Here is a 21,529-nt window from a genome sequence, read left to right on the forward strand (position 1 = left end):
TTCCATTGTTGAATAGCTAATAGAGTAAGAGAATCTAAAGCTTTAAAAGACTTGTTGTGCATTAATTTATATCGGTTGTAACCAATAAGTGAGATCAAGGAATATGGATTCTTTGAATCTGCAAGTGGTACTCCTTTTTGATTGATCGAAAAAGTTTTTATGGTTTGGGCACTCATTTCAAATGAAATGAAGATGATTAAGAAAAGAATTAATGATTTCATACTGTTGTGTGTCAACATTCTTGAAATGTAAACAAATTGTCTTACTTCACATGTAAGATTCACAAATTTGCTTGACGTAATATTGCGTTTTTATATCAAAGGTCATTTGGTGAGTAAATTCTGAGCCACCCCGATAATAATCTGCGCTCCTCTGCGCCATCAGCGGGAAAGATTAAAGCTATGCCGAAGGTGGGGATTGTTTCATGCTATCATCTTAGTGCCCTTGGCGTCCTTTGCGGTTCAATTTAAAGAGCTCTGCCGCAGGCGGAGATCGCGGATCCTAATGCATAGAGTCTTCTGTGATAAAAAACTGTGGATAAAAACTCGTAATTCGGCATTCGTCATTCGGAATTGCATCCTAAATGGTTTTAACTTTGCCGTTCAAATAAAAGAATATGAAATTTTTCATCGATACAGCAAATCTGAACGACATTCGCGAAGCCAACGACCTGGGGATTTTGGATGGGGTAACTACCAATCCGTCTTTAATGGCAAAAGAAGGAATCACGGGGCAAAACAATATTTTAAAGCATTATGTGGATATCTGCAATATTGTAGACGGTCCGGTTAGTGCTGAAGTAATTGCTACTGATTTCGAAGGAATGGTCCGTGAAGGCGAAGCTTTGGCTGAACTGCATAAGAATATTGTGGTAAAAATCCCGATGATTCCGGAGGGAATTAAAGCGATCAAGTATTTCTCTTCCAAAGGAATCCGAACGAATTGTACACTGATCTTTAGCGCCGGACAAGCGTTATTGGCAGCAAAAGCAGGCGCAAGCTATGTTTCTCCGTTTGTTGGCCGATTAGATGATGTTTCTACAAACGGTTTGGACCTGATCCAGCAAATCCGGGTTATTTACGACAATTACGGATTTGAAACTGAAATCCTTGCGGCTTCTATCCGCCACCCGATGCATATCATTCAGTGTGCTGAGATCGGATCAGATGTCATGACAGGACCATTGAGTGCTATCCTGGCATTGGCAAAACACCCGCTTACAGATAACGGATTGGCGCAGTTCCTGGCAGATCACGCAAAGGGGAACAAGTAAAAATGTTCAATCGTTCAAAAAGTTCAAATCTGACAACCTTGAACTTTTTGAACCTTTTGATCTTTTGAACAATCCAGGATATTCAACTCTAAAGTTCCGAACCCCTATTTATCAGGAGAATCCCCACCTTCAACTACATTATTCTTCCTTTAGTCCAAAATTGGTTGTGTTCTATGACCATTCTGTTATTTTTGCAATAATATTCTATTTATGAAGAAACTTCTTGCAGTCTTTGCATTTCTTTCTGTTTTATTCTCGGTGAATGCACATGAGTATTACTTCGCTTTCGGTGAGGTGGAATACAATTTGTCGACTAAAAAACTGGAAGTTACGCTTGAAATAAGTGCACACGACCTGGAGTTCGATATGAAAAAAGCGGGTATTACGCTGGAAAAACACATCGAGAATCAAAGCGGGAACGCAGACTTCAAAAAACAACTGGAATCACATCTGGCAAAAGGATTCAGTATTTCTGTCAATGACTCCCCTATCCCGCTTTCAATAATCGGGTTTGATGTATTGCCAACAGGGTTGCTTTATGTTTACCTGGAAAGCGGAGTGGTTGAATTGCCGGAATCGTTCTTCTTCAGGTTTGATCTGCTCATGGAATCCTTCCCGAATCAACAAAACAAAGTCACTTTTATTCGAAATACCGAAAAACAAACAGCTGTTTTTTTACCAACTAAACCTACAGAAGTTATAACCCTGTAATTATGAAAAAAATCCTCTCTCTCTCAACGGTTTTATTCGCTTTGAATCTTTCAGCGCAAACCAAATTTGCTCAATTGGATATCGAACTTCCTACGCCGAATGAATACCGCACGGCTGCCGGAGCTCCCGGACACGGTTATTATCAGCAAAAAGCTGATTATAAAATGAACCTGACTCTGGATGATGCCAAGCAGACTATTCGCGGAGAAGAGATTATTACATACACCAATAATTCTCCGGATGTATTGGAATATCTATGGCTGCAGTTAGATCAGAATATCTTTAAACCCGATTCAGACAGCAAACTGATTGCGGTGGAGAAAATGGAAGATTTTCAGTCTATCAAAGACGTAGAGCGCAAATTAATGACTTTTGACGGAGGATTCAACATCGAAATGGTTGCTGCAGCAAACGGTGAAAAAATGCATTATGCCATCAACAAAACCATGATGCGTATTGATCCGGCAAAACCTCTGGGACCAAAGCAAAGTATTTCATTCAAGATCAAGTGGTGGTACAACATCAACGACCGGATGAAATTCGGAGGAAGATCCGGTTATGAATATTTCGAGAAAGACAATAATTACCTGTACACGATCGCCCAGTTTTTCCCTAGAATGTGTGTGTATAACGACGTGGAAGGCTGGCAGAACAAACAGTTCCTGGGTAAAGGGGAATTCACGCTTCCGTTCGGGGATTACGAGGTTTCCATTACCGTTCCTTCCGATCACATTGTGGCAGGAACAGGAGAATTACAAAACGGGGCTTCTGTTATGACTGCCGAACAAAGACAGCGCATGGAAAAGGCGAAATCATCTGATACTCCGGTTTTGATCGTTACCCAGGCAGAAGCGGAAAACGCAGAGAAAAACAAAGCAACAGGAACAAAAACCTGGACATTTAAAGCGAAAAACGTACGTGATTTTGCATTCGCGACTTCTCGTAAATTCATGTGGGACGCACAGAATACGGTTGTAAAAGGAAAGAATATCCTGTGTATGTCTTTTTACCCGAAAGAAGGAAATCCGCTTTGGGAGCGCTACTCCACCAAATTGGTTGCACATACCATCCAGACTTATTCGAAATACACGATTGATTATCCATACCCGGTTGCCATTTCCGTTCATTCCAACCAGATTGGAATGGAATACCCGATGATCTGCTTCAACGGTGGAAGACCGAACGAAGACGGAACTTACTCTGAGCAGACAAAATACGGGATGTGGGGAGTCATTATACACGAAGTAGGACACAATTTCTTCCCTATGATCATTAATTCCGACGAACGCCAGTGGTCGTGGATGGATGAAGGGTTGAATACCTTTGTTCAGTATTTGACAGAACAGGAATGGGAACGCGGATATCCTTCCAGAAGAGGTCCGGCATACATGATTACGGATTATATGCGCGGCGATCAAAAATACATTTCTCCGATCATGACCAATTCCGAATCTATCTGGCAGTTCGGGAATAACGCTTACGGAAAACCGGCTACAGCATTGAACATTCTGCGTGAAACCGTGATGGGCAGAGAATTGTTCGATTTTGCCTTCAAAACGTATTGTGAGCGCTGGAAATTCAAGCATCCTACTCCGGCAGATTTGTTCCGTACCATGGAAGACGCATCCGGAGTGGATTTGGACTGGTTCTGGAGAGGCTGGTTCTATTCCACGGAGTACGTAGACGTTTCTTTGGATTATGTGAAGCACTTCGAATTAAATTCGAACAATCCGGAAATAGAAAAAGAAGCAAACAAAAAATCCGACGAATCGAAGCCTCAGTTTATCGGAGATATCCGCAACAAAGAATCCATCAAGCAGACAGTGAATGAAAAAGACCCGGCCATTGACGATTTCTATGCAAAGCGCGATATCTACCAGACGGATCGTTTGGACAAGAAAGAATACGAAGAGTTCCAGGCGAAATTAACCCCGGAGCAAAAGAAATTACTTGAATCCAAAAAGCAGTTCTACGAATTGTCTTTCACCAATAAAGGTGGTTTAGTAACGCCATTGATCATCCAGGCAACCTTTGAAGACGGTTCCAAACAAGAAGTACGCATTCCGGCTGAAATCTGGAAGATGGACGACATCACGGTTACCAAAGTACTGATCTTCGACAAACCGGCCGTTTCATTCCAACTGGACCCGTTCCTGGAAACAGCAGATTGTGATGTAAACAACAACTCCTTCCCTCCTGCTTCCAAACCAACGCGTTTTCAGTTGTTCCAGCAAAAACAGAGCAATGAGAACCCCATGCAGCGCCAGAAGCGTTTGGAGAGTGGACAATAGGTTGGTATCTTTACCCTGAATCATCTGAATTATGAAAAAACACATTCTGTTCCTTTTATTTCTTCCTTTATTTGGAACTTCTTTATTAGCTCAAAATAGCGAGGACACATTAATAAGAGCTGTTTTCGATAAGTACCGTTCGGATTTACTTAATGATCGTGGTACTGAAGCTGTAAAAGAAGTTGATAGCAAAACCATTCAATATTACTCGGATATATTAGAATTAACTATCAGTGCAGATTCATCAAAGGTCGAAACGCTTTCAATAATGGACAAAATGTCGGTTTTGATCATGCGGCTTAAAATTTCGAAAGAGGAATTGTTGACCTTTTCAGGAAAAGATTTGTTTATTTATTCTGTTGATCATGGAATGGTCGGGAAAAGTGGTATTGCCAAAAATTCGATAGGTCAAATAATCGTTAATGATAATTTTGCTTCTGCTCCATTGGGAGTGAAGGGCGCTCCGACTGAAGTGCGTTTCGAGTTTTATAAAGAGAGTGGCAGCTGGAAAATAAATTTGACTTCTATATTTCCGCTGGCTGAATTGGTATTTGAAAAGTTGATCAAAGACAGTGGTAAAAGCGAAAATGAATTACTGATCCCTATTATTGAAGCTGCTACAAATAAACGTGTCTCCAGAGAAGTTTGGCAGCCATTAAAGTAACCTGCTCGTTTACTAACATGCTGTAGTAAAGTATTTCCCTGAGCCTTAAAGAACTTATTTCTCTGTAAACAACAATATGAATCTTTAACCTGTTAAGCAAATTGTAAAACACGTATTACGCAAGTGTTTGCTTTCTAAAAAAGGTTGAAAATCTGTATTTTGAGGTCTGTTTTAACGAAAAAAATAACAGCTTCTAAAAAGACTAACCATTCTTTTTATACATCTTATATAAATCAAAAATCAATCCAGAAATTTCTATTTCGGTGTGTTTTAAAACTGGTAAAACATACTACCTGCATTTTCTTTAGGTCTAAATCGATTTTTTCCGTTTTGTTAAATCATTGAAACTTAATATTGGTTTTAAGTGCTCTGAAAATTTAAAGCAGTGTTATTATTTGCTTTAAACCTTTAAAATCAGTCCGTTGTAACTTAGCTGTGGTTTCGAAACCATCTATTCACGTTAATAAATTTTCAATTATGAAGAAGAGAAACACAGTAGTAAAATCACTATTTACAATGAGTGTACTGGCACTCACAGGATTTGTCGCTAACGGACAATTATTGGAAACTATGGGAACTGTCGGAAGCGGTACTCAGACTATCAGCGCTAGAGAAGCAGCGGGAAATTTTGATTTGACAGCACTTACTTATGTAGGTACTGCAGATATGAGAACCACTACTCCTTCTACCGGTTATGCAGGAGCTTCAGGAAGTTACAACACCCTGATCCAGGCTCAGGAAACATTTGAAATGCAAGGGGTAAATGCAGCGGGATGCCGTACAAACGATTCCATCTTTTTCGGGGTTCACAAAAGTACCAATGCTTCAACAGGAGTTGACTTCCTGGTATTGGAATACAGCAATGATAACGGAGCTACCTGGACAGGAATTACATTCCCGGCTTTACCAACAGGAACAGGAACTGCAAAATGGCACAAAGTAGGAACAGCACTGCCGGCAGGTGCTCATGTAGCAAACCTGCGCGTTCGTTTCAGAAGCACATTGGTTGGTACTTCTTCTTCCAATCCTCAATTCAGAATCGATGACATCGCTTTCTCTTGTGGTTCAACTACTTCTTGCGGTGATCCGACAGCGTCAATCAATGTATCCGGAGCTACTGTTATTTGTGCAGGTGCAACAATGCCTCAATTGACATCTACAACTGGAATCGTTGATCCTTTTTACCAGTGGTATAACCAGGATGGAGCTGTTTCAGGAGCAAACCTGGATGTTTACACTCCTTCCACTTCAGGTACTTACCATGTTGTAGTGAGCAGCGAAGACGGATGTGAAGCAGTTTCTGAAGAAGTTTACGTTTTAGTTTACCCGCAGGTAGAATACTGTCCGATCACGCTGGAAGGATGTGAAGGAAAAGAAGTATCGGCTTGCGTGAATGTAAAAGCTTCCGATTTAATTTTCTCTCAATACGTTGAAGGAAGCGGATTCAATAAATACGTAGAGATTTACAACGGAACATGCGCTGATATCAATTTAGCCGGTTATGAACTACAGGCATTCCACAACGGAGCATCATTTGCAGGGGTGCCGACTTTCACTATTGCACTTTCAGGAACTATTACTGCCGGAGGAACAATCGTAATTGCTCATCCTTCTGCAACAGCCTGGACCGGTACACCGAACATTTTCTCTGCAAACCTGCAGTTCAACGGTGACGATGCTTTGGTATTGTACAACGGAAATACTTCTTCTGTAGCAGACATCTTTGGTTCTGTAGGAAACGATCCGGGATCAAACTGGAGAGACAGCGATTCAACAAGCGCTACTTTCGGATGGTCTACTGAAAACAAAACATTGGTACGTAAAGCATGTGTTTACTCAGGTATTACTGTAAATCCGGCTTTACCCGGATTCGAAGGTTTCCCTACATTAATCACTGAATGGGATACACTTTCCCAGGATGATGTTACAGGTTTGGGAACGCATGCTTTCGGAGCTTCTTCTTACAACTTTGCAGTGGTTTCAGGAACTGGAATCATTAATAACGTAGTTGATAACTGTGTAACAGTTGAAGTTGGAGATGTAAACTCTGTGATTGAAGTTACAGGAACATTCTGCACGTTCAACAACTGTAATGCAACTCCGGGACAGATCAACGTAAACGTAAATTGTGCGGAAGGTCGTGCAATGAAAACAAGTTCCAATACGCCTGCAGCTGACTTGTACCCGAACCCAACTACAGGTTCTGTAATGATCAATTTCAACACAACTTCTGAGGAAGAAGTTTCTATCACAGTGTTGGATCTTTCAGGAAAAGAGCAACTAACTATCCAAAACGGATTGTTGGAAAAAGGAACTCACAGAATGCAGGCTGACTTGTCAGCACTTGCTCCCGGAACATACCTTATCCGAATTGCTTCTGCTTCTGAAAACCAAACACTTCGTGTAGTTAGAACAGAAAAATAAGAATTTCAATTCTTACAGGAAGAGTCCTTCTGTTTCGGCAGAGGGACTCTTTTAAACATTTATATCATAAACATGAAAAAAAAATCAGTACTTATTTTAGCAGCCGCTTTTTGCCTGGGATTAAATACGGCAAAAGCACAAACACCTTTCAATCCAACAACTTATTCCGGATGGCTGACCACTCCGGATAATTATTTTGCAAACCTTCCGGCAGGATCGGGGGTTACTTTTAACCAGCCTCTCAGAGGTTCCGGAAACCAGTTTTCTACTTCTTCCGACGGGATCAATTCCGGTCAATGGCAGAATACTTCTTCTGCTGATGCCATTGCGGCCAATCGTTATTTTACATTTGCGGCCACTGCTAATTCAGCTACTTCTTTCCAGGTCGACAGTCTTTTACTGATACTTGGAAGAACAGGCGCAGGACCGGATTCGTGCATCCTTCAATACAAATCTCCAGCTACCGGCTACTCATTTGTATCCGTTACTCCAAATACTTATACGATTTTAAATCCAACAACCGCCCCTACTACTTCTATTACAATTATTCCTGCTTCACCGCTAATGGTTTCGGCTTCCGACAGTATTGTTTTCCGCTTGGTAGCATGGCATGCCAGCAGCTCATTGGGGAAAATGAGAATCATCAATGGCACGGAAATTTACGGAAGTTCGCTAAGCGCACCAATGAATGCGATCGAGGCTCCTGTTGTTCAGACAACAAATGCACTGTGTGTTTCTGCGGTTAAAGGCGACAGTGTACAGGTAACATTTAATTCCTCCGGAACATTTAATGCCGGCAATACTTACTCACTTGAGTTGTCAGATGCTGCAGGGTCATTCGCTGCGCCGGTAACAATTGGCTTATTGAATAGTCAGTTGAACAGTGGTACTATTCACGGATTCATTCCCACCGGAACTTCAGACGCTTCCTATCGCTTGCGCGTAAGATCAAGTAATCCTCCTGTAAACGGGATGGACACAACGAGTCTGCTTGTGAATCCGGGAATCATTTTAAGCGCTTCGATCCTTCAGCCTGATTGTCCGGACAGCCTTGGAGCAATCGATCTGACTATTTCCGGTGGAACGGGAATGCTTCAGTACAATTGGTCAGGCGGACAAACGACAGAAGATATTACAGACCTTTCAGCTGGAAATATGGCTGTTTTGATTACTGATGCAGTTGGCTGTTCTGCAGATTCTTCCTTCCAGGTGGTTTCAATTCCGGCATTTAATGTTGTTGAGTCCATTACAAATGCACTTTGTCATTCCGGAAATGAAGGAGAAATTACGGTCGCTGTTACCGGTGCAACTGCTCCTTATACCACTTCCTGGACCGGAAACGGAATCAATCAAACCGGTCTGACAGCTTCGAATCTTTCGGCAGGAAACTATAATCTTTCTATTTCTGATGCGAATAACTGTCTTTACAGCAGCACTTACACAGTTGCGGAGCCTTCCGCAATAACGGTTGCTGCGGTTATTACAAATGCTACGTGCGCTTCCTGCAACGGAACAATCAGTTTAACTGTCAGCGGTGGAAGTGCTCCATATACCTACGAATGGGCAAATAATACAACTTTGAGCCAAATAACGGCAGTTCCGGGGAACTATTGTGTGGATATTTCAGATGCAAACAGTTGTATGGTAGACAGTTGTTTTATGATCTCTTCTACAGCAGGAATCGAAACTTCCGATCAACCGGTATTGAATGTTTTTCCGAATCCGGCTTCAGAATTCGTTCAAATTCAGTTTTCAGCCGGTCTAACCGGTGTTTCGAAGAATGTTTCAATCGCAGATTTAAGCGGAAAAATCATTTACAGTGCTGATATTCCGGGGGAAATGAATCTTTTGGAAATCCCTGTAAATCATTGGTCAAACGGAACATATACTTATCGGATCAACGCAGAAAACAGCCTTCCTGTATCAGGAAAAATGGTTGTTTTTCATTGATTATAAATCTGTTAGGTGCGACTTGGGCGTTCTACTTGTGTGGAACGCCCTTTTTATTTTATTAAAATGCGTTAATTTCGTTCTCAACAGAATGCGGTTTCGTTGAAATAGATATATTCGTTCCATGAAACCTTATTGCCTGGTCATAACCTGTTTACTTATGAGCGTGTTTTCTTTTGGGAGAGACATTATTTACATGCAGTCCGGATCACAGCCTAAAAGTGAGCGTGAAGCAATTGTTATTTTAGCCGGATTGGGTTCCAAAGTACACAATGAACGTAAAATAGCCCTATACTTCAAAAATAAGGGTTACGACGTTTACCAGCCATCTTACATTTACCGGAAAGGAATTGATATGGGAGTCGATAAATTAGAACGGTTTTCTAAAAAGCACGAACTGAATTCCTATAAAAAAGTCCATTTTTTCTGTTACATTATCGGCAGCTGGACATTCAACCGTTGGTTTCAAAAAGCAATTTTAACAAACATAGAAACAATTGTTTATGACAGAAGTCCTTTGCAGGAACGTGCTCCCTATGTCTTGATGAAGGACAGTAAATTCATTGCTCAATTGGTTATTGGCGATGTAAATCACGAACTGGCAACAACCCCTTATCCACCTGTAACAACTTTTAAAGGAAAAATCGGATTGTTGATAGAAACTGTTCCGACAAAATTAATCCTGAGGCATCAAAAAACGGCAAGCTCCCTTGGGCCAATCAAGTGGTCTGTTGATTCACTCAACCAGGAGTATACGGATTACTTTTATGCTCCGGTGAATCACGACGAAATGTATACACACATCGAAAAAGTTGGTCCGGAGATCCTGAATTTTATCAAAACCGGGAACTTTGGAACGAAGGTAAACCGCATTGCTCCGAGCCATGATCCTTTAACGAAGAATTAGTACATGATCTCTATCTACAACATAAAGCCTAAATTCCAGCAGCTTTTGCGGCCTGTACTCGCCAAATTGTATAAAATGGGAGTTACTGCAAATGGAATCACCTGGTCTGCCATTGTTCTTTCTTTTGCTGTCGGAGGGTTGTTCTATTGGAAACCATCCGGGTTTATGTTGATTGTTTTACCGGTTTCATTATTAGTCAGAATGGCTTTGAATGCTTTGGACGGAATGATGGCACGTGAATACAAGATGCAGAGCAAAAAAGGAGAATTACTGAATGAATTGGGAGATATTCTGGCCGATATTGCCATGTTTCTGCCTTTGGTACTGCTTCCAGGGCTGCATCCCCTTGTTTTATTTGGGTTTGTAATCCTGGGAGTTGTTAATGAATTTACCGGAGTTTTGGCTAAAGCAATCAACGGCGAACGTCGTTATGACGGTCCGATGGGGAAAAGTGACCGCGCGCTATTGGTTGGTCTCACACTGCTCCTGCTCTATTTCTTCCCGGAAATAAAAGCCGCATTGAATTACATTTTCGGTGCCGGCAGTTTGTTGTTGGTAATCAGTACAGCCGTTCGAATTAAAAAGACACTTTCATGATATTAAAATTTGATTTAATTGCCTTTGTGGAGAATAAAGAGACGCTGATCGTAATCGGTTTGATCTTTGGCATCCTGGTTTTCGCCACGCTCCTGTTCTGGATTATGGTCTGGTAAAACCCAATGCGAATATTGCCGAGTTAAAAATGCGTACGAAATCCTGGTGGATGATGGCAACGATCTTTGTGGTTGCTACCGTTTTGGATCCGGCAATCTCTTTTGTGGCAATCGGGGCACTTTCGTTCATGGCTCTTCGGGAAATAGCCTCGATTAGTAAAAATGTACGGGAGGAAGACCGGAAAATTCTCATTTGGTGCTACCTGGCAATCCCTGTCCAATATTTATTCGCTTATTACAAACAATACAGTCTGTTCCTGACTTTCATTCCGATCTTCATGCATTTATGGATTCCTTTTATGCTTGTACTTCGCGGTGTAACGGAGAATATTGGACGCTCTATGTCGGTATTGCCAACCCAGCTCATGCTGACCGTTTTTGGAGTAAGTCATTTGGCTTTCCTACTGAGCTTACCGGAATTGGAGGGATTCAAAGCAGGTGGCCGTGGCTTATTGTTGTTTGTGGTCTTTATTACAGAAATGAATGACGTTTTCCAGTTTACCTGGGGAAAGATGTTCGGTCGTTACAAGATCATTCCAAAGATCAGTCCGAACAAAACCTGGGAAGGATTTATCGGTGGGATTATCACCACTACTGTAGTTGGTTATTTTCTACGTTTTTTAACTCCTTTCTCAGGGACAGAGGCTGTTTTGATCTGCTTGTCCGTAGCCGTTACCGGTTTTATTGGTGATGTTGTAGTTTCTGCCATTAAGCGTGACATCGGGATGAAAGATACGGGAAACACCATCCCGGGGCACGGCGGCATCCTGGACAGGATCGATTCCCTGGCTTTAACGGCTCCGGTGTTTTTCCACATTGTCTATAACTTGTATTACCTCCAGTGAAAAAGTTAACGCTGTTTATAGTTTATTCCGTCATTATGCGGACGGCACTCCGACTTTTTTCGGGGACGAAGCTAATTCATAAAGAGCATTTGGTTTACAACGGTCCTTGTATTATAGTTGGGAACCATAATTCCCATTTGGATACCATTTCGATTATGTCGCACCTGCCTTTGCTGCAATTAGCCAAAACTCACCCGATCGCTGCAGGGGATTATTTTGGAAAATCACCTTTCAAAGCAGCACTGACAAGGTTTTTTGTCAATGCGATCCTTATTCCGCGTTCCCGTCCGAAAGAAGGTGAAACCGGGCCGGATCCTATCCAAATGATGGTTGAAGTATTGCAAAAAGGAGATTCTCTGTTGTTGTTTCCCGAAGGTTCAAGAGGTGAACCCGAAAAGTTCCAGAAGTTCAAACGCGGAGTTGGATTGGTAATGGAGCAATGTCCGGATATTCCCTTTATTCCTGTTTACATGAAAGGATTGGGAAAAATTCTGCCCAAAGGAGATCCGGTTCCGGTACCCTTCGATAGTTACATGTATATCGGATCGCCTGTATTCCCGAAAGGAAAAACAGCAGATGAGATTGTGAGTGAAGTAGAAGCCCAGATCCACGCGCTGAAGAAAGAATTCGATTAAAGAAGTAGGGGTGAAAAATTTTTCACCCCTACTTCGGTTCAATTGTAGATCGTTGTAATTTAATCAAAGTAATCTCCGGGTAAATCCCTACTCTTCCCGGGAATCCCAAATACCCGAATCCGCGGTTGACATATAGGAATTGTTTCCCGATATTGTAAAGCCCAGCCCATTTTTTGTAGCGGAAAGAAACCGGGCTCCATTTAATCCCGAAACGCTCAATCCCGAACTGCATCCCGTGTGTGTGTCCCGACAAGGTCAGGTCAATATCTGTTTTCTCCGCCACTTGTTCGTCAAAATGACTGGGATCGTGAGAGAGTAAGAGTTTGAAAGCATCCGCGGGAACATTTTCCAGGGTTTCTTCTAACTTTCCGCTTTGTCTGAATGGTGCTGTTCCCCAGTTCTCCACTCCGAGCAGCCAAAACCCGGGTTTCAATTCTACGGCTTCATTCAGTAATGGTGTAAAACCGATCTCCTGGTGTATCGTGATGAGTTTTGCCAGATTAGCATTCTTTGTTTCTTCCTTGTCCCAGGGAACATAATCTCCGTAATCATGATTTCCCAGAATACTGTATTTTCCTCTTTTAGCCTCAATTTTGGAAAAGATCGGCTCCCACCCAAGCATTTCTTCAGCGAGATTGTTCACTAAATCTCCCGTAAAGAACACAAAGTCGGCTTCCAGTTGATTGATCTGCTGAATGGCTTTTTCTACTTTATCGTATTTATTAAAGAAACTTCCTACATGGACATCGCTGATCTGGACAATCTTCAATCCGTCTGAATCTGCGGGAAGGTTCTCAAAGGGAAGTTCAACAATGTGGGTTTTCCAGTTCCATCTTCCCCAAATAATTCCGGATAAAATAGCAAACAGCATCGCTATTGTAACTCCAAAACCAATATATTCAATAAGAGCAACTCCGGTAATCAGGTAAATAATCCCAAAAGGAAAGAAACCAAGTGCCGGAACTCCCGCTGCGATCATTACACCAAATGCATTGAATCCTTTGCGGTAATCGGTTGTTCTGCGGTTCCTGATTGCACGCATCATAACAATCATACTTCCGAAGAACAGCACCAGTTGGACCGTTCCAAGTATGATAACGAAAGGATTTTGGAATTCGAACAGTGAATATGAAAGTGTAGCCTGGGCTAAAAGAATGAGTAAAAGAATAAATCCGAACATGATGTATTTTTAAGAATAAGCAAATTTAGATGGGGCAGTACGACCCTTAAGCCAATCTTCGTTAAAATCGGTGAAATAATCGGCGAAATATTTGTTCAACATTGAGTTGTTAAAAATTAATACACTTACTGAATCGTTTTTTTGGCTACTTTGGTGTAAAAATAATCGCTATGAGTCGAAATTTGTACATTGTCCCACATGATTTGACCGAGGTTGGGAACACTGCTTTGGACTACGCTTTATTCCTTGGTACGCACGTTAGAACGGACATTATGTTGCTGCATTTAGTTGATAACAAAGCTAAAATTGCTGCTACTGAAGCAAAACTTTGGGATATTGTAAAATCAAAAACAGTTCCGACAAATGTGGAGATGTTTGTGCTGGTTACGGTCGGCGACATTTTTACCGATATCAATAAAATTGCCAACCGCGAACATGCACAGTTGATTTTAATGGGGACTCATGGAGCAAAAGGATTCCAGAAATTAACCGGAAGTTTTGCCATGAAGGTGATTACCAGCTGTGATGTTCCGTTTATCATTGTACAAAAAGAAACCAAGCACGTAGATATCAAAAACATTGTGGTTCCGATCGATCTAACGAAGGAAAGTCTTCAGATCGTAAGTCCGGCAGGAGATTTAGCCCGTATTTTTGATGCAACAGTTCACGTAATCGGGGAAAAACATGCGGATGAAGGATTGTCGCAGCAAACCAAAAACCGCGTTTTATTGATCCGTAACAAATACGATGAGAAAGGTGCTAAATGTGAAGTAAACCTGCTTCCTTCCAGCGGCAGCTATTCCAAAAAAGTAATGGCATACGTGAAAGAAAAGAACATTGAATTAATTGCACTTGCCTATCATTCTGAAAGTTTACTGCCACAATTCGATAATTTTGCGCAGTCGTTGATAACCAATGATTTGAAATTGCCTTGTATGATCATTGCAGCGAAGCAATCGGGGAATTTGTATTTCTAGAAAACAGGCTATTTAATTTTCTTCGGATTATTTCGGTTGTCCCAAAAAAGTAATAGACGGATTTTATTTTTGCTTTCAATGCGGTAGAACAAGGTACTATGCGGATGTATTACCGCTTTTTTGGCTCGTTTTGGTGTTTTTACCTCAGGATAAGCCATGGGGAATTCATCTATTGCTGTTAGGGTTTATAACACCTGAATTAAGAAAACATCTTCTTCTTTTCGAGAAAAATTTTCTCCAATATAATCAGTGATTTTATCTAATGAAGTCTCTGCTCGCTTATTCCAGATAATCATAGATTACAGGTTTAAATGCGGGTATTTTCTTCTGGCTTCTTCCAGCATCTCTTCATGCGGAATACCCGGATCTGTTCCGTTATCTGCTTCCTCGATCGATAAACGCAATTCTTCTGCAACATATTCCGGAAGTTCTTCTTCCCAATGAGTTGTTTTTTCTTTTTTTAATGAACGCGCATATTCAAGTACTTTCGAGATAAAAGCTTTATCCTCAGATTCTACTATCATTTGAACCAAACTCAATTTGTTTTCTGCAGTGCTCATATTTCAAAAGTATGAAAAAGATAATTGCCTTCAAAAATTACTTTACCCTTACCATCGCAAAGCGTTCTTTCTCAATTTTTCCTTTCTGCATTCCTGAAATTTCAGCAATAACCGAATCTCCCTTTTGTTGATAGGTAATCTTATTCGGAAAATCGTGCTTTGGGTTTTCAAAAACGAGGTTTTGCTCGCTTTGTTTGGTCATAACGAATGTAACCGGTTTTTCATCGTTTTCTCCTTCTATAGAGATCACACACTGAAGATTACTTCCTGTTTCTTCCAGCCTGGATAATTCTCTAAAAACAGTGTCTTTGCCAATTACAAAGTATGTTTTTGCAGAATAGGAATCCGCATTGTCCTTTGTCCAGGTTTCGGTCATCGTTCCCTGATCGGAACTGTTTTTCCAGCTTCCCAGGAGCCATGCAGCTTTTTCCAGTCTGCTCTTCTCTTGCCTTTTTTCAGGAGAATCTTCTTTACCGCCGCAAGCGGTGATTAATAATGCTGCTAAAGATAAACTCGTAAGTATATGCCGTTTCATAAAGTCAGAATTGATTCTTAAAGATACAATTTACTAATGCAAAGCATTCAAAATCTCATATAAAAGATAAATCCTTTTTACCTTCTCCATTTTTCAATTCTCAATTTGATTAACTTTAACCCGTGGAATTAGGAGTTTATAATGAATTGCGTCTCGACCGTTTTACGAGTCCTGGAGCGTACCTGGAAGATGAAGAAGGGAACGATGTATTGTTACCAACAAAATATGTGGACCCGTCTTTTCAGATTGATGATATGGTTAAAGTGTTTTTGTACAAAGATTCCGAAGGCAGGATCATTGCAACCACACTGACTCCGAAAGTACTTGTAAATCAATTCGCCTTTTTGAAAATTGTGGAAGTAAACCAATACGGTGCTTTTGCAGAATGGGGAGTTGAAAAACATTTGCTCATTCCCTACCGGGAACAGCCGAAACCTTTGGAAGAAGGAAAGCATTATTTCATTTATATGTATATTGATGAAGCAACTGAGCGATTGGTCGGTACTTCACGGATTGGGATGTATATCGAGCCGGTTAAGGACGACGAACTCCAGGAAAATGACCTGGTAGACCTGATGGTTTGGGAATTCACAGATTTAGGCTTGAAAGTGCTCGTAAACAACAAGTTCCAGGGATTGATCTTCAAAAACGAATTGCACCGAAGAGTCCGCATGGGTGAAAACCTGAAAGGTTACGTAAAGAAAGTACGTCCCGACGGAAAGCTGGATATCGTCCTGGAAAAACCGGGATATGAAAAGATTGATACGCATTCCAGAAAACTGCTCGCCATGCTTCATGATAATGAAGGCTTCCTGGATTTAACAGACAAATCCTCTCCGGAAGAAATTCAATACCGAACAGGCTGGTCAAAAAAGGTCTTCAAACAAGTTGTGGGAAATCTTTACAAACAGCGCTTGATCAGTATTCACGAGAATGGAATCACTCTTATAGAGAATTAAAAATTCAAAATGCAAAATTCAAAAGCCGGACAGTTAAATTGATCCAGCTTTGAGATTGACATGTTTTGCATTTTCCATTAAATAGAAAAGAGTTCCTTAAACTTAATTGCCTGGCGTCTCGAAATTTCGATCTTCTCCCCTTCACGGATTTCTTCACCGGTTGCCGTTTTGATAACTACAGGTTTCAATTCTACCTGCAACCCTCCGTTGAACCAGTTTTCTACCCGGTTGATCCAATTCAGGTTGATGATGTATTTCCGGTTCGCGCGGAAGAAATGTTGTGGTTCCAAACGTTCTTCCAGGCTGTTTAATGATCTGAGAATTAAAGGTCTGCTCTTTTCAAAGTAAACTTTCACGTAGTTTCCGTCGCTTTCGAACATGCGTACTTTTTCAAGGGATATGTAGAAACATTTTTCTCCGTCTTTGATGAAAATAGAATCGGAAATGGTCAATGGACGCGATGAACGATCGATTTTCGGTGCCTTTGCTGTTGACTGGAAATCTGCCTCCGAATTATTGAGTAATTTTTTGACTGTTTCATCCAAACGCGCCGGATCTACAGGCTTTAGCACATAATCCAAAGCATTGACTTCGAAAGCTTTCAGGGCAAAATCATCAAATGCCGTAACAAAAACCACTTGGGGAATTTCATCCAGCTTTTTAAGCATATCGAAGCCTGTCATACCGGGCATTTGAATATCCAGGAAAATCAAATCTGGCTTTAAAGCTTTGATCTTCTCAATTCCTTCTTCCGGGTTCTTTGCTTCGTCAATGATCTCAATTTCGTGATAATCCTTCAAGAGTTTCTTTAACTCTTCACGTGCAAGTCTCTCGTCATCAATGATTATAGTTTTCATACTTCTTTAATTTCTATGATTGCAATAACAGTTTGCGGGGTGTTTTGTTTTAGTTGGAAATGGGCTTTTCCTTTGTATTGTAGTTCCAGTCTTCTAAGCGTGTTTGAGATACCGATTCCGGTTGAATCTTTGCGCGTTGAACGCAGATTGCCGCTGTTCTCAACTTCCAGGACAATAGATTCGCTTCTTTTTTTTGTCCGTATCCAAACGGTACCACCTTCAATCAATTGCGAAACCCCGTGTTTCAGCGAGTTCTCAACCAAAGTCTGAAGCATGAAGGGTGGAATTAAAAAATGCGTGACATGCGGATCTAATTCCTGGACAATTTCCAAACGTTCTTCAAAACGCACTTTTTCCAGGTCCAGATAATCCTGAACGATAGCCAATTCTTCTTCCAGTGGTACAAGCTGTTCACTTCCGATAATCAGTGACTTACGAAGCAGATTGGAAAGTTTCGTAATGTTTTCCTGAGCGCGATAGGGTTCAATATCGATGAGTGCACGAATAGAATTCAGTGAATTGAACAAAAAGTGTGGATTCAACTGTGAACGCAGGTTTTTGAGTTCGATCTCATTGTGACTTGCTGTCAATTGCAGGTTATTGACTTCCTGCTCACGCGACCGCTGGAAAAAGTGAAAGGTGAAGTAAACACTGTTCCATAGGATAAAGAAAATCAACGTAGCAGAAACATCCAGCGAGAACTCTACAATGGAGAATTTAAAAGGGATTTTCGAAACAAAATGTGAAACCAGCATGTTTAAAAGCGACATAATGGCTGCAACAACAATTGAAGTGATCAAAACCCGCGGAATCAGGTTGGTAAGACGCATGTTCAGCCAGCCCATTGCTATAAAGAAATAGCGCATCATATGGGTTAGCATGATTCCCCATACAAAGAAGCAACCGGTAGAAATAACAATTGTTTTAAGGTCAATGCTTTGGTTTGAAAAAGTAGAAGCCGAAAAAATAAGCAGTGAAAGCAGTGCCCACCCTCCTATTTGAGCTAACCAATATGTCCTTCTTGCTTTAAACATAAATCAAAGTTAAACGAATTCCGGAGCGAAATACGCAGGTTTCAATTAAACGGCATTTTTACAGGTTAATTGGATGTATTTCGTGAAGACAAGTTATTTCGGTCTGAAAATTGTAAATTCGTTTTTCATGAATCGCTTCTTGTTCCTGTTCTTCTTTTGTCCATCGGTATTGGCATTTTGCCAAAATCGCTGGAAACCCGATGCAGGAATAAAAGCTACACTCCTGGTGGCATTCGGTTCTCATCAAAATTCACTCGGACTGAAATTGGATTCATATGTCGGCAATGATTTCGTGCAATTAAATGCAGGAGTTACCACACGCTACTTTTTGACGAACCTGGGAAACAGGAATAATTTCGGAGAACTGCGTTTAAGTGCAGGTGGGGTTTTAATGTTTGGAAAAGGACGAGGTCCGATAAATATGGATTGGGACGGACCGCTCCACCAATCAAAATCCGAATATTCCATCGGGTATGCACATTACTGGTACTTAGACCGGGTGGGAACTTCGCAGCGATCAGGTGCCTGGAACCTGGGAATTCAGCGAATTGATATTTTAATGGAAAACGATGTGTTCGGCGGTCAGGCGAAAGACCGTTTTCGTACGGGAGGTCTGATTGTATCATACCGCGACAGTTTATATAAAGCAAGTATCGGCTTGACGATCTGGACCGGCGAAACTGCTGAAACCGTTTGGGATAGAAATCCACGACCGGGTGCACCGAACGGATACCGCGATTTGACATCCGGACCTTTTGGGAAACTAAATCATGGAATCCTTTATGGTGAATTGAAACACCGGTTCGTGGGGGTACAGACTGCCGGGGCACGGCTTGGTTGGGACAGCGAACAAATCCGGCATGTCTTCCAAAATAAGCTCAGCCACGATTTGGTATTATTTCCAAAGAAAATGGTACGGAATACGCCTCATTACCCACGTTTGGATGAAGCCGGCAATAACGTTTTCACCCGAAAAGAAGCACGAAAACCGCGGTTTTATTTTCAGACGTTCTTGAATGATGGATTACCTTATTAATTACTAATTACCAATTATGAATTACCAAATTAATTAGTAATTAGAGATTTGTAATTAGTAATTGTAGAATTATGCGGTACAATTGACCGATTTTAAAAACGGATAGAAAAGCATAATTCTACAGTTCGCCTTTATTTCTGAAAAACCCACTCAAACATGCTCGTATATTCATTTATTTGATGTAATTTTGCGCCCCGTAGTTACAATTTTTATATATGTCCAATTCAACAAAATACGTATTTGTAACCGGGGGGGTAACATCATCCTTGGGTAAAGGAATTATCTCAGCTTCTTTGGCAAAATTGCTTCAGGCACGCGGTTACTCTACGACAATCCAAAAATTAGATCCTTACATCAATATTGATCCGGGAACATTGAATCCTTATGAGCATGGGGAGTGTTTCGTAACGGACGATGGTGCAGAAACAGATCTGGATTTGGGACATTACGAACGTTTTCTGAATGTTCCTACATCTCAGGCAAACAACGTAACTACCGGAAGAATTTACCAAAGCGTTATTGATAAAGAGCGCAAAGGAGAATATTTGGGAAAAACCGTTCAGATCATTCCTCATGTCACAGATGAAATTAAAGAGCGCATTCAAATCCTTGGTAAGACCGGGAAATTTGACATCGTTATTACGGAAATCGGTGGAACAGTCGGTGATATTGAATCACTTCCCTTTGTGGAAGCTGTGCGTCAGATGATGTGGGAATTTGAAAACGACTGTTTGGTTGTGCACCTGACATTGATTCCGTACTTATCTGCTGCGGGTGAACTGAAAACAAAACCAACGCAACACTCCGTAAAGCAATTGCTTGAATTGGGTGTTCAGCCGGATATTTTATGCTGCAGAACAGAGCACGAACTGGATTTAACGATCCGCAAGAAGATTGCTAAATTCTGTAACGTAAGTATGAATGCCGTAATTGAATCGCGGGATGCAGAATCAATCTACGACGTTCCTTTATTGATGCAGGCAGAAGAATTGGATAAGGTAGTGCTTGAAAAATTGGGACTTCCATCCAAGAATTCTCCCGAATTAGGAAAGTGGAAAGAATTCCTGACGCGTTTGAAAAATCCAATCCAGGAAGTAAACATCGGTTTGGTAGGTAAATACGTAGAATTGAAAGATTCCTACAAATCTATCTCAGAAGCATTTATTCACGGAGGAGTTGCGAATGAAGCTCGTGTAAATTTGAAATGGATCCATTCGGAATCATTGACCAAGCAAAATATCGAGGCTGAACTGGAAGGACTGGACGGGATTTTGGTTGCTCCGGGGTTCGGTTCGCGAGGTATCAGCGGAAAGATCGAAGCGGTGCGTTATGCCCGTGAGAATAAAGTTCCTTTCTTCGGAATTTGTCTGGGAATGCAGTGTGCGGTGATTGAATTTGCCCGCCATGTCCTTGGTTACGAAGATGCACACACTACTGAAATCGCTGAAGACTCCAAATACCCGGTAATTTCAATGATGGCAGAGCAAAAGAGTATTTCAAACATGGGTGGTACCATGCGTTTGGGAGCTTACAAATGTCAGTTGAAACCGAATACAAAGGTAGCTTCTGCATACAATACAGAATCTATTGAAGAAAGACACCGTCATCGTTATGAGTTCAATAATGAGTATTTGGAAGCTTTCGAAAAAGCGGGGATGATCGCTACCGGGAAAAATCCGGAAACAGGATTGGTTGAAGTAGTTGAGATCCCGGAACACCCTTGGTTCGTAGGTGCACAATACCACCCGGAATACAAGAGTACCGTAGATAATCCGCACCCATTATTTGTTGCTTTCGTAAAAGCAGCCATAGAATATAAAAAATAAGAGAAAACATCGCTTTCGAAAAAGATATTCGCGGTAGCGAATAATGAGTGATTAGAAATAAAAAACAAACTTAAGTGCAGTAATGAGCACTTTGGTAAATTAAGAAAACTGAAAAACAGTGTTTTGAATTGCTCACATTTGAAGAATTCAAA

20 protein-coding genes are annotated in these 21,529 nt (G+C 41.1%); 14 read left to right on the top strand and 6 right to left on the bottom strand.

Annotated features, from left to right (window positions below):
• A partial coding sequence (locus QZT69_RS06615; RefSeq protein WP_294672035.1) for a hypothetical protein occupies positions 1 to 221 on the bottom strand: 221 nt, incomplete at its 3' end.
• Between the two features lie 395 nt (positions 222 to 616).
• On the opposite strand from QZT69_RS06615, the gene fsa reads away from it, so the two are divergent.
• The 10 genes from fsa to QZT69_RS06665 all read left to right on the top strand — a co-directional run bounded on the left by fsa (position 617) and on the right by QZT69_RS06665 (position 12,413).
• Positions 617 to 1,273 carry a fructose-6-phosphate aldolase gene (gene fsa / locus QZT69_RS06620; RefSeq protein WP_294672038.1) on the top strand — a complete coding sequence of 219 codons (657 nt, stop codon included), beginning with the start codon at positions 617 to 619 and terminating at the stop codon, positions 1,271 to 1,273.
• 210 nt (positions 1,274 to 1,483) lie between these two features.
• Positions 1,484 to 1,984, top strand: coding sequence for a DUF6702 family protein (locus QZT69_RS06625; RefSeq protein ID WP_294672041.1), 501 nt, complete (start codon positions 1,484 to 1,486; stop codon positions 1,982 to 1,984).
• A gap of 2 nt (positions 1,985 to 1,986) precedes the next feature.
• The gene (locus tag QZT69_RS06630; RefSeq protein ID WP_294672044.1) at positions 1,987 to 4,275 is read left to right on the top strand and encodes a M1 family metallopeptidase; all 2,289 of its coding nucleotides are present in this window, start codon (positions 1,987 to 1,989) and stop codon (positions 4,273 to 4,275) included.
• A gap of 31 nt (positions 4,276 to 4,306) precedes the next feature.
• A complete protein-coding gene (locus tag QZT69_RS06635; protein ID WP_294672046.1) occupies positions 4,307 to 4,939 on the top strand; it encodes a hypothetical protein in 633 nt (210 codons plus the stop codon).
• 477 nt (positions 4,940 to 5,416) lie between these two features.
• Entirely contained in the window at positions 5,417 to 7,363 is a 1,947-nt protein-coding gene (locus tag QZT69_RS06640; protein ID WP_294672048.1) for a lamin tail domain-containing protein, read from the top strand.
• Between the two features lie 72 nt (positions 7,364 to 7,435).
• Positions 7,436 to 9,313 carry a T9SS type A sorting domain-containing protein gene (locus tag QZT69_RS06645; protein ID WP_294672051.1) on the top strand — a complete coding sequence of 626 codons (1,878 nt, stop codon included), beginning with the start codon at positions 7,436 to 7,438 and terminating at the stop codon, positions 9,311 to 9,313.
• Positions 9,314 to 9,473: 160 nt separating this feature from the next.
• The gene (locus QZT69_RS06650) at positions 9,474 to 10,220 is read left to right on the top strand and encodes a hypothetical protein (RefSeq protein WP_294672053.1); all 747 of its coding nucleotides are present in this window, start codon (positions 9,474 to 9,476) and stop codon (positions 10,218 to 10,220) included.
• A gap of 3 nt (positions 10,221 to 10,223) precedes the next feature.
• Positions 10,224 to 10,817, top strand: coding sequence for a CDP-alcohol phosphatidyltransferase family protein (locus QZT69_RS06655; protein ID WP_294672055.1), 594 nt, complete (start codon positions 10,224 to 10,226; stop codon positions 10,815 to 10,817).
• 145 nt (positions 10,818 to 10,962) lie between these two features.
• Positions 10,963 to 11,778, top strand: a complete 816-nt coding sequence (locus tag QZT69_RS06660; RefSeq protein WP_294672058.1) for a phosphatidate cytidylyltransferase — start codon at positions 10,963 to 10,965, stop codon at positions 11,776 to 11,778.
• A 35-nt stretch (positions 11,779 to 11,813) separates the two neighbouring features.
• Positions 11,814 to 12,413, top strand: a complete 600-nt coding sequence (locus QZT69_RS06665) for a lysophospholipid acyltransferase family protein (protein WP_294672061.1) — start codon at positions 11,814 to 11,816, stop codon at positions 12,411 to 12,413.
• A gap of 28 nt (positions 12,414 to 12,441) precedes the next feature.
• On the opposite strand, the gene QZT69_RS06670 is transcribed toward QZT69_RS06665, so the two are convergent.
• Positions 12,442 to 13,593, bottom strand: coding sequence for a metallophosphoesterase (locus QZT69_RS06670; protein WP_294672063.1), 1,152 nt, complete (start codon positions 13,591 to 13,593; stop codon positions 12,442 to 12,444).
• Positions 13,594 to 13,763: 170 nt separating this feature from the next.
• Between QZT69_RS06670 and QZT69_RS06675 the strand changes: the two genes are divergently transcribed.
• A complete protein-coding gene (locus QZT69_RS06675; protein ID WP_294672065.1) occupies positions 13,764 to 14,570 on the top strand; it encodes a universal stress protein in 807 nt (268 codons plus the stop codon).
• Positions 14,571 to 14,869: 299 nt separating this feature from the next.
• Here QZT69_RS06675 and QZT69_RS06680 read toward each other — a convergent pair whose 3' ends face one another.
• Positions 14,870 to 15,130, bottom strand: a complete 261-nt coding sequence (locus QZT69_RS06680) for a hypothetical protein (protein WP_294672067.1) — start codon at positions 15,128 to 15,130, stop codon at positions 14,870 to 14,872.
• A gap of 37 nt (positions 15,131 to 15,167) precedes the next feature.
• On the bottom strand, positions 15,168 to 15,665 hold the full coding sequence (locus QZT69_RS06685) for a DUF6265 family protein (protein WP_294672070.1): 498 nt from the start codon (positions 15,663 to 15,665) through the stop codon (positions 15,168 to 15,170).
• Positions 15,666 to 15,787: 122 nt separating this feature from the next.
• Here QZT69_RS06685 and QZT69_RS06690 point away from each other — a divergent pair, with 122 nt between their 5' ends.
• Positions 15,788 to 16,624, top strand: coding sequence for a S1-like domain-containing RNA-binding protein (locus QZT69_RS06690; protein WP_294672072.1), 837 nt, complete (start codon positions 15,788 to 15,790; stop codon positions 16,622 to 16,624).
• A 77-nt stretch (positions 16,625 to 16,701) separates the two neighbouring features.
• On the opposite strand, the gene QZT69_RS06695 is transcribed toward QZT69_RS06690, so the two are convergent.
• Both QZT69_RS06695 and QZT69_RS06700 read right to left on the bottom strand, forming a co-directional pair.
• Entirely contained in the window at positions 16,702 to 17,481 is a 780-nt protein-coding gene (locus QZT69_RS06695; protein ID WP_294672074.1) for a response regulator, read from the bottom strand.
• Positions 17,478 to 18,515, bottom strand: coding sequence for a sensor histidine kinase (locus QZT69_RS06700; RefSeq protein WP_294672077.1), 1,038 nt, complete (start codon positions 18,513 to 18,515; stop codon positions 17,478 to 17,480). Before QZT69_RS06700 ends, QZT69_RS06695 begins: the two co-directional genes overlap by 4 nt.
• Positions 18,516 to 18,642: 127 nt before the next feature.
• Between QZT69_RS06700 and QZT69_RS06705 the strand changes: the two genes are divergently transcribed.
• Positions 18,643 to 19,551 (top strand): polymorphic toxin type 23 domain-containing protein, encoded by a 909-nt coding sequence (locus tag QZT69_RS06705; protein ID WP_294672080.1) that lies wholly within the window; start codon positions 18,643 to 18,645, stop codon positions 19,549 to 19,551.
• A 215-nt stretch (positions 19,552 to 19,766) separates the two neighbouring features.
• Positions 19,767 to 21,377, top strand: coding sequence for a CTP synthase (locus QZT69_RS06710; protein WP_294672082.1), 1,611 nt, complete (start codon positions 19,767 to 19,769; stop codon positions 21,375 to 21,377).
• The last annotated feature ends 152 nt before the right edge of the window (positions 21,378 to 21,529 follow it).

It is taken from the genome of uncultured Fluviicola sp., assembly GCF_902168135.1.
Taxonomy (GTDB): domain Bacteria; phylum Bacteroidota; class Bacteroidia; order Flavobacteriales_D; family Crocinitomicaceae; genus Fluviicola.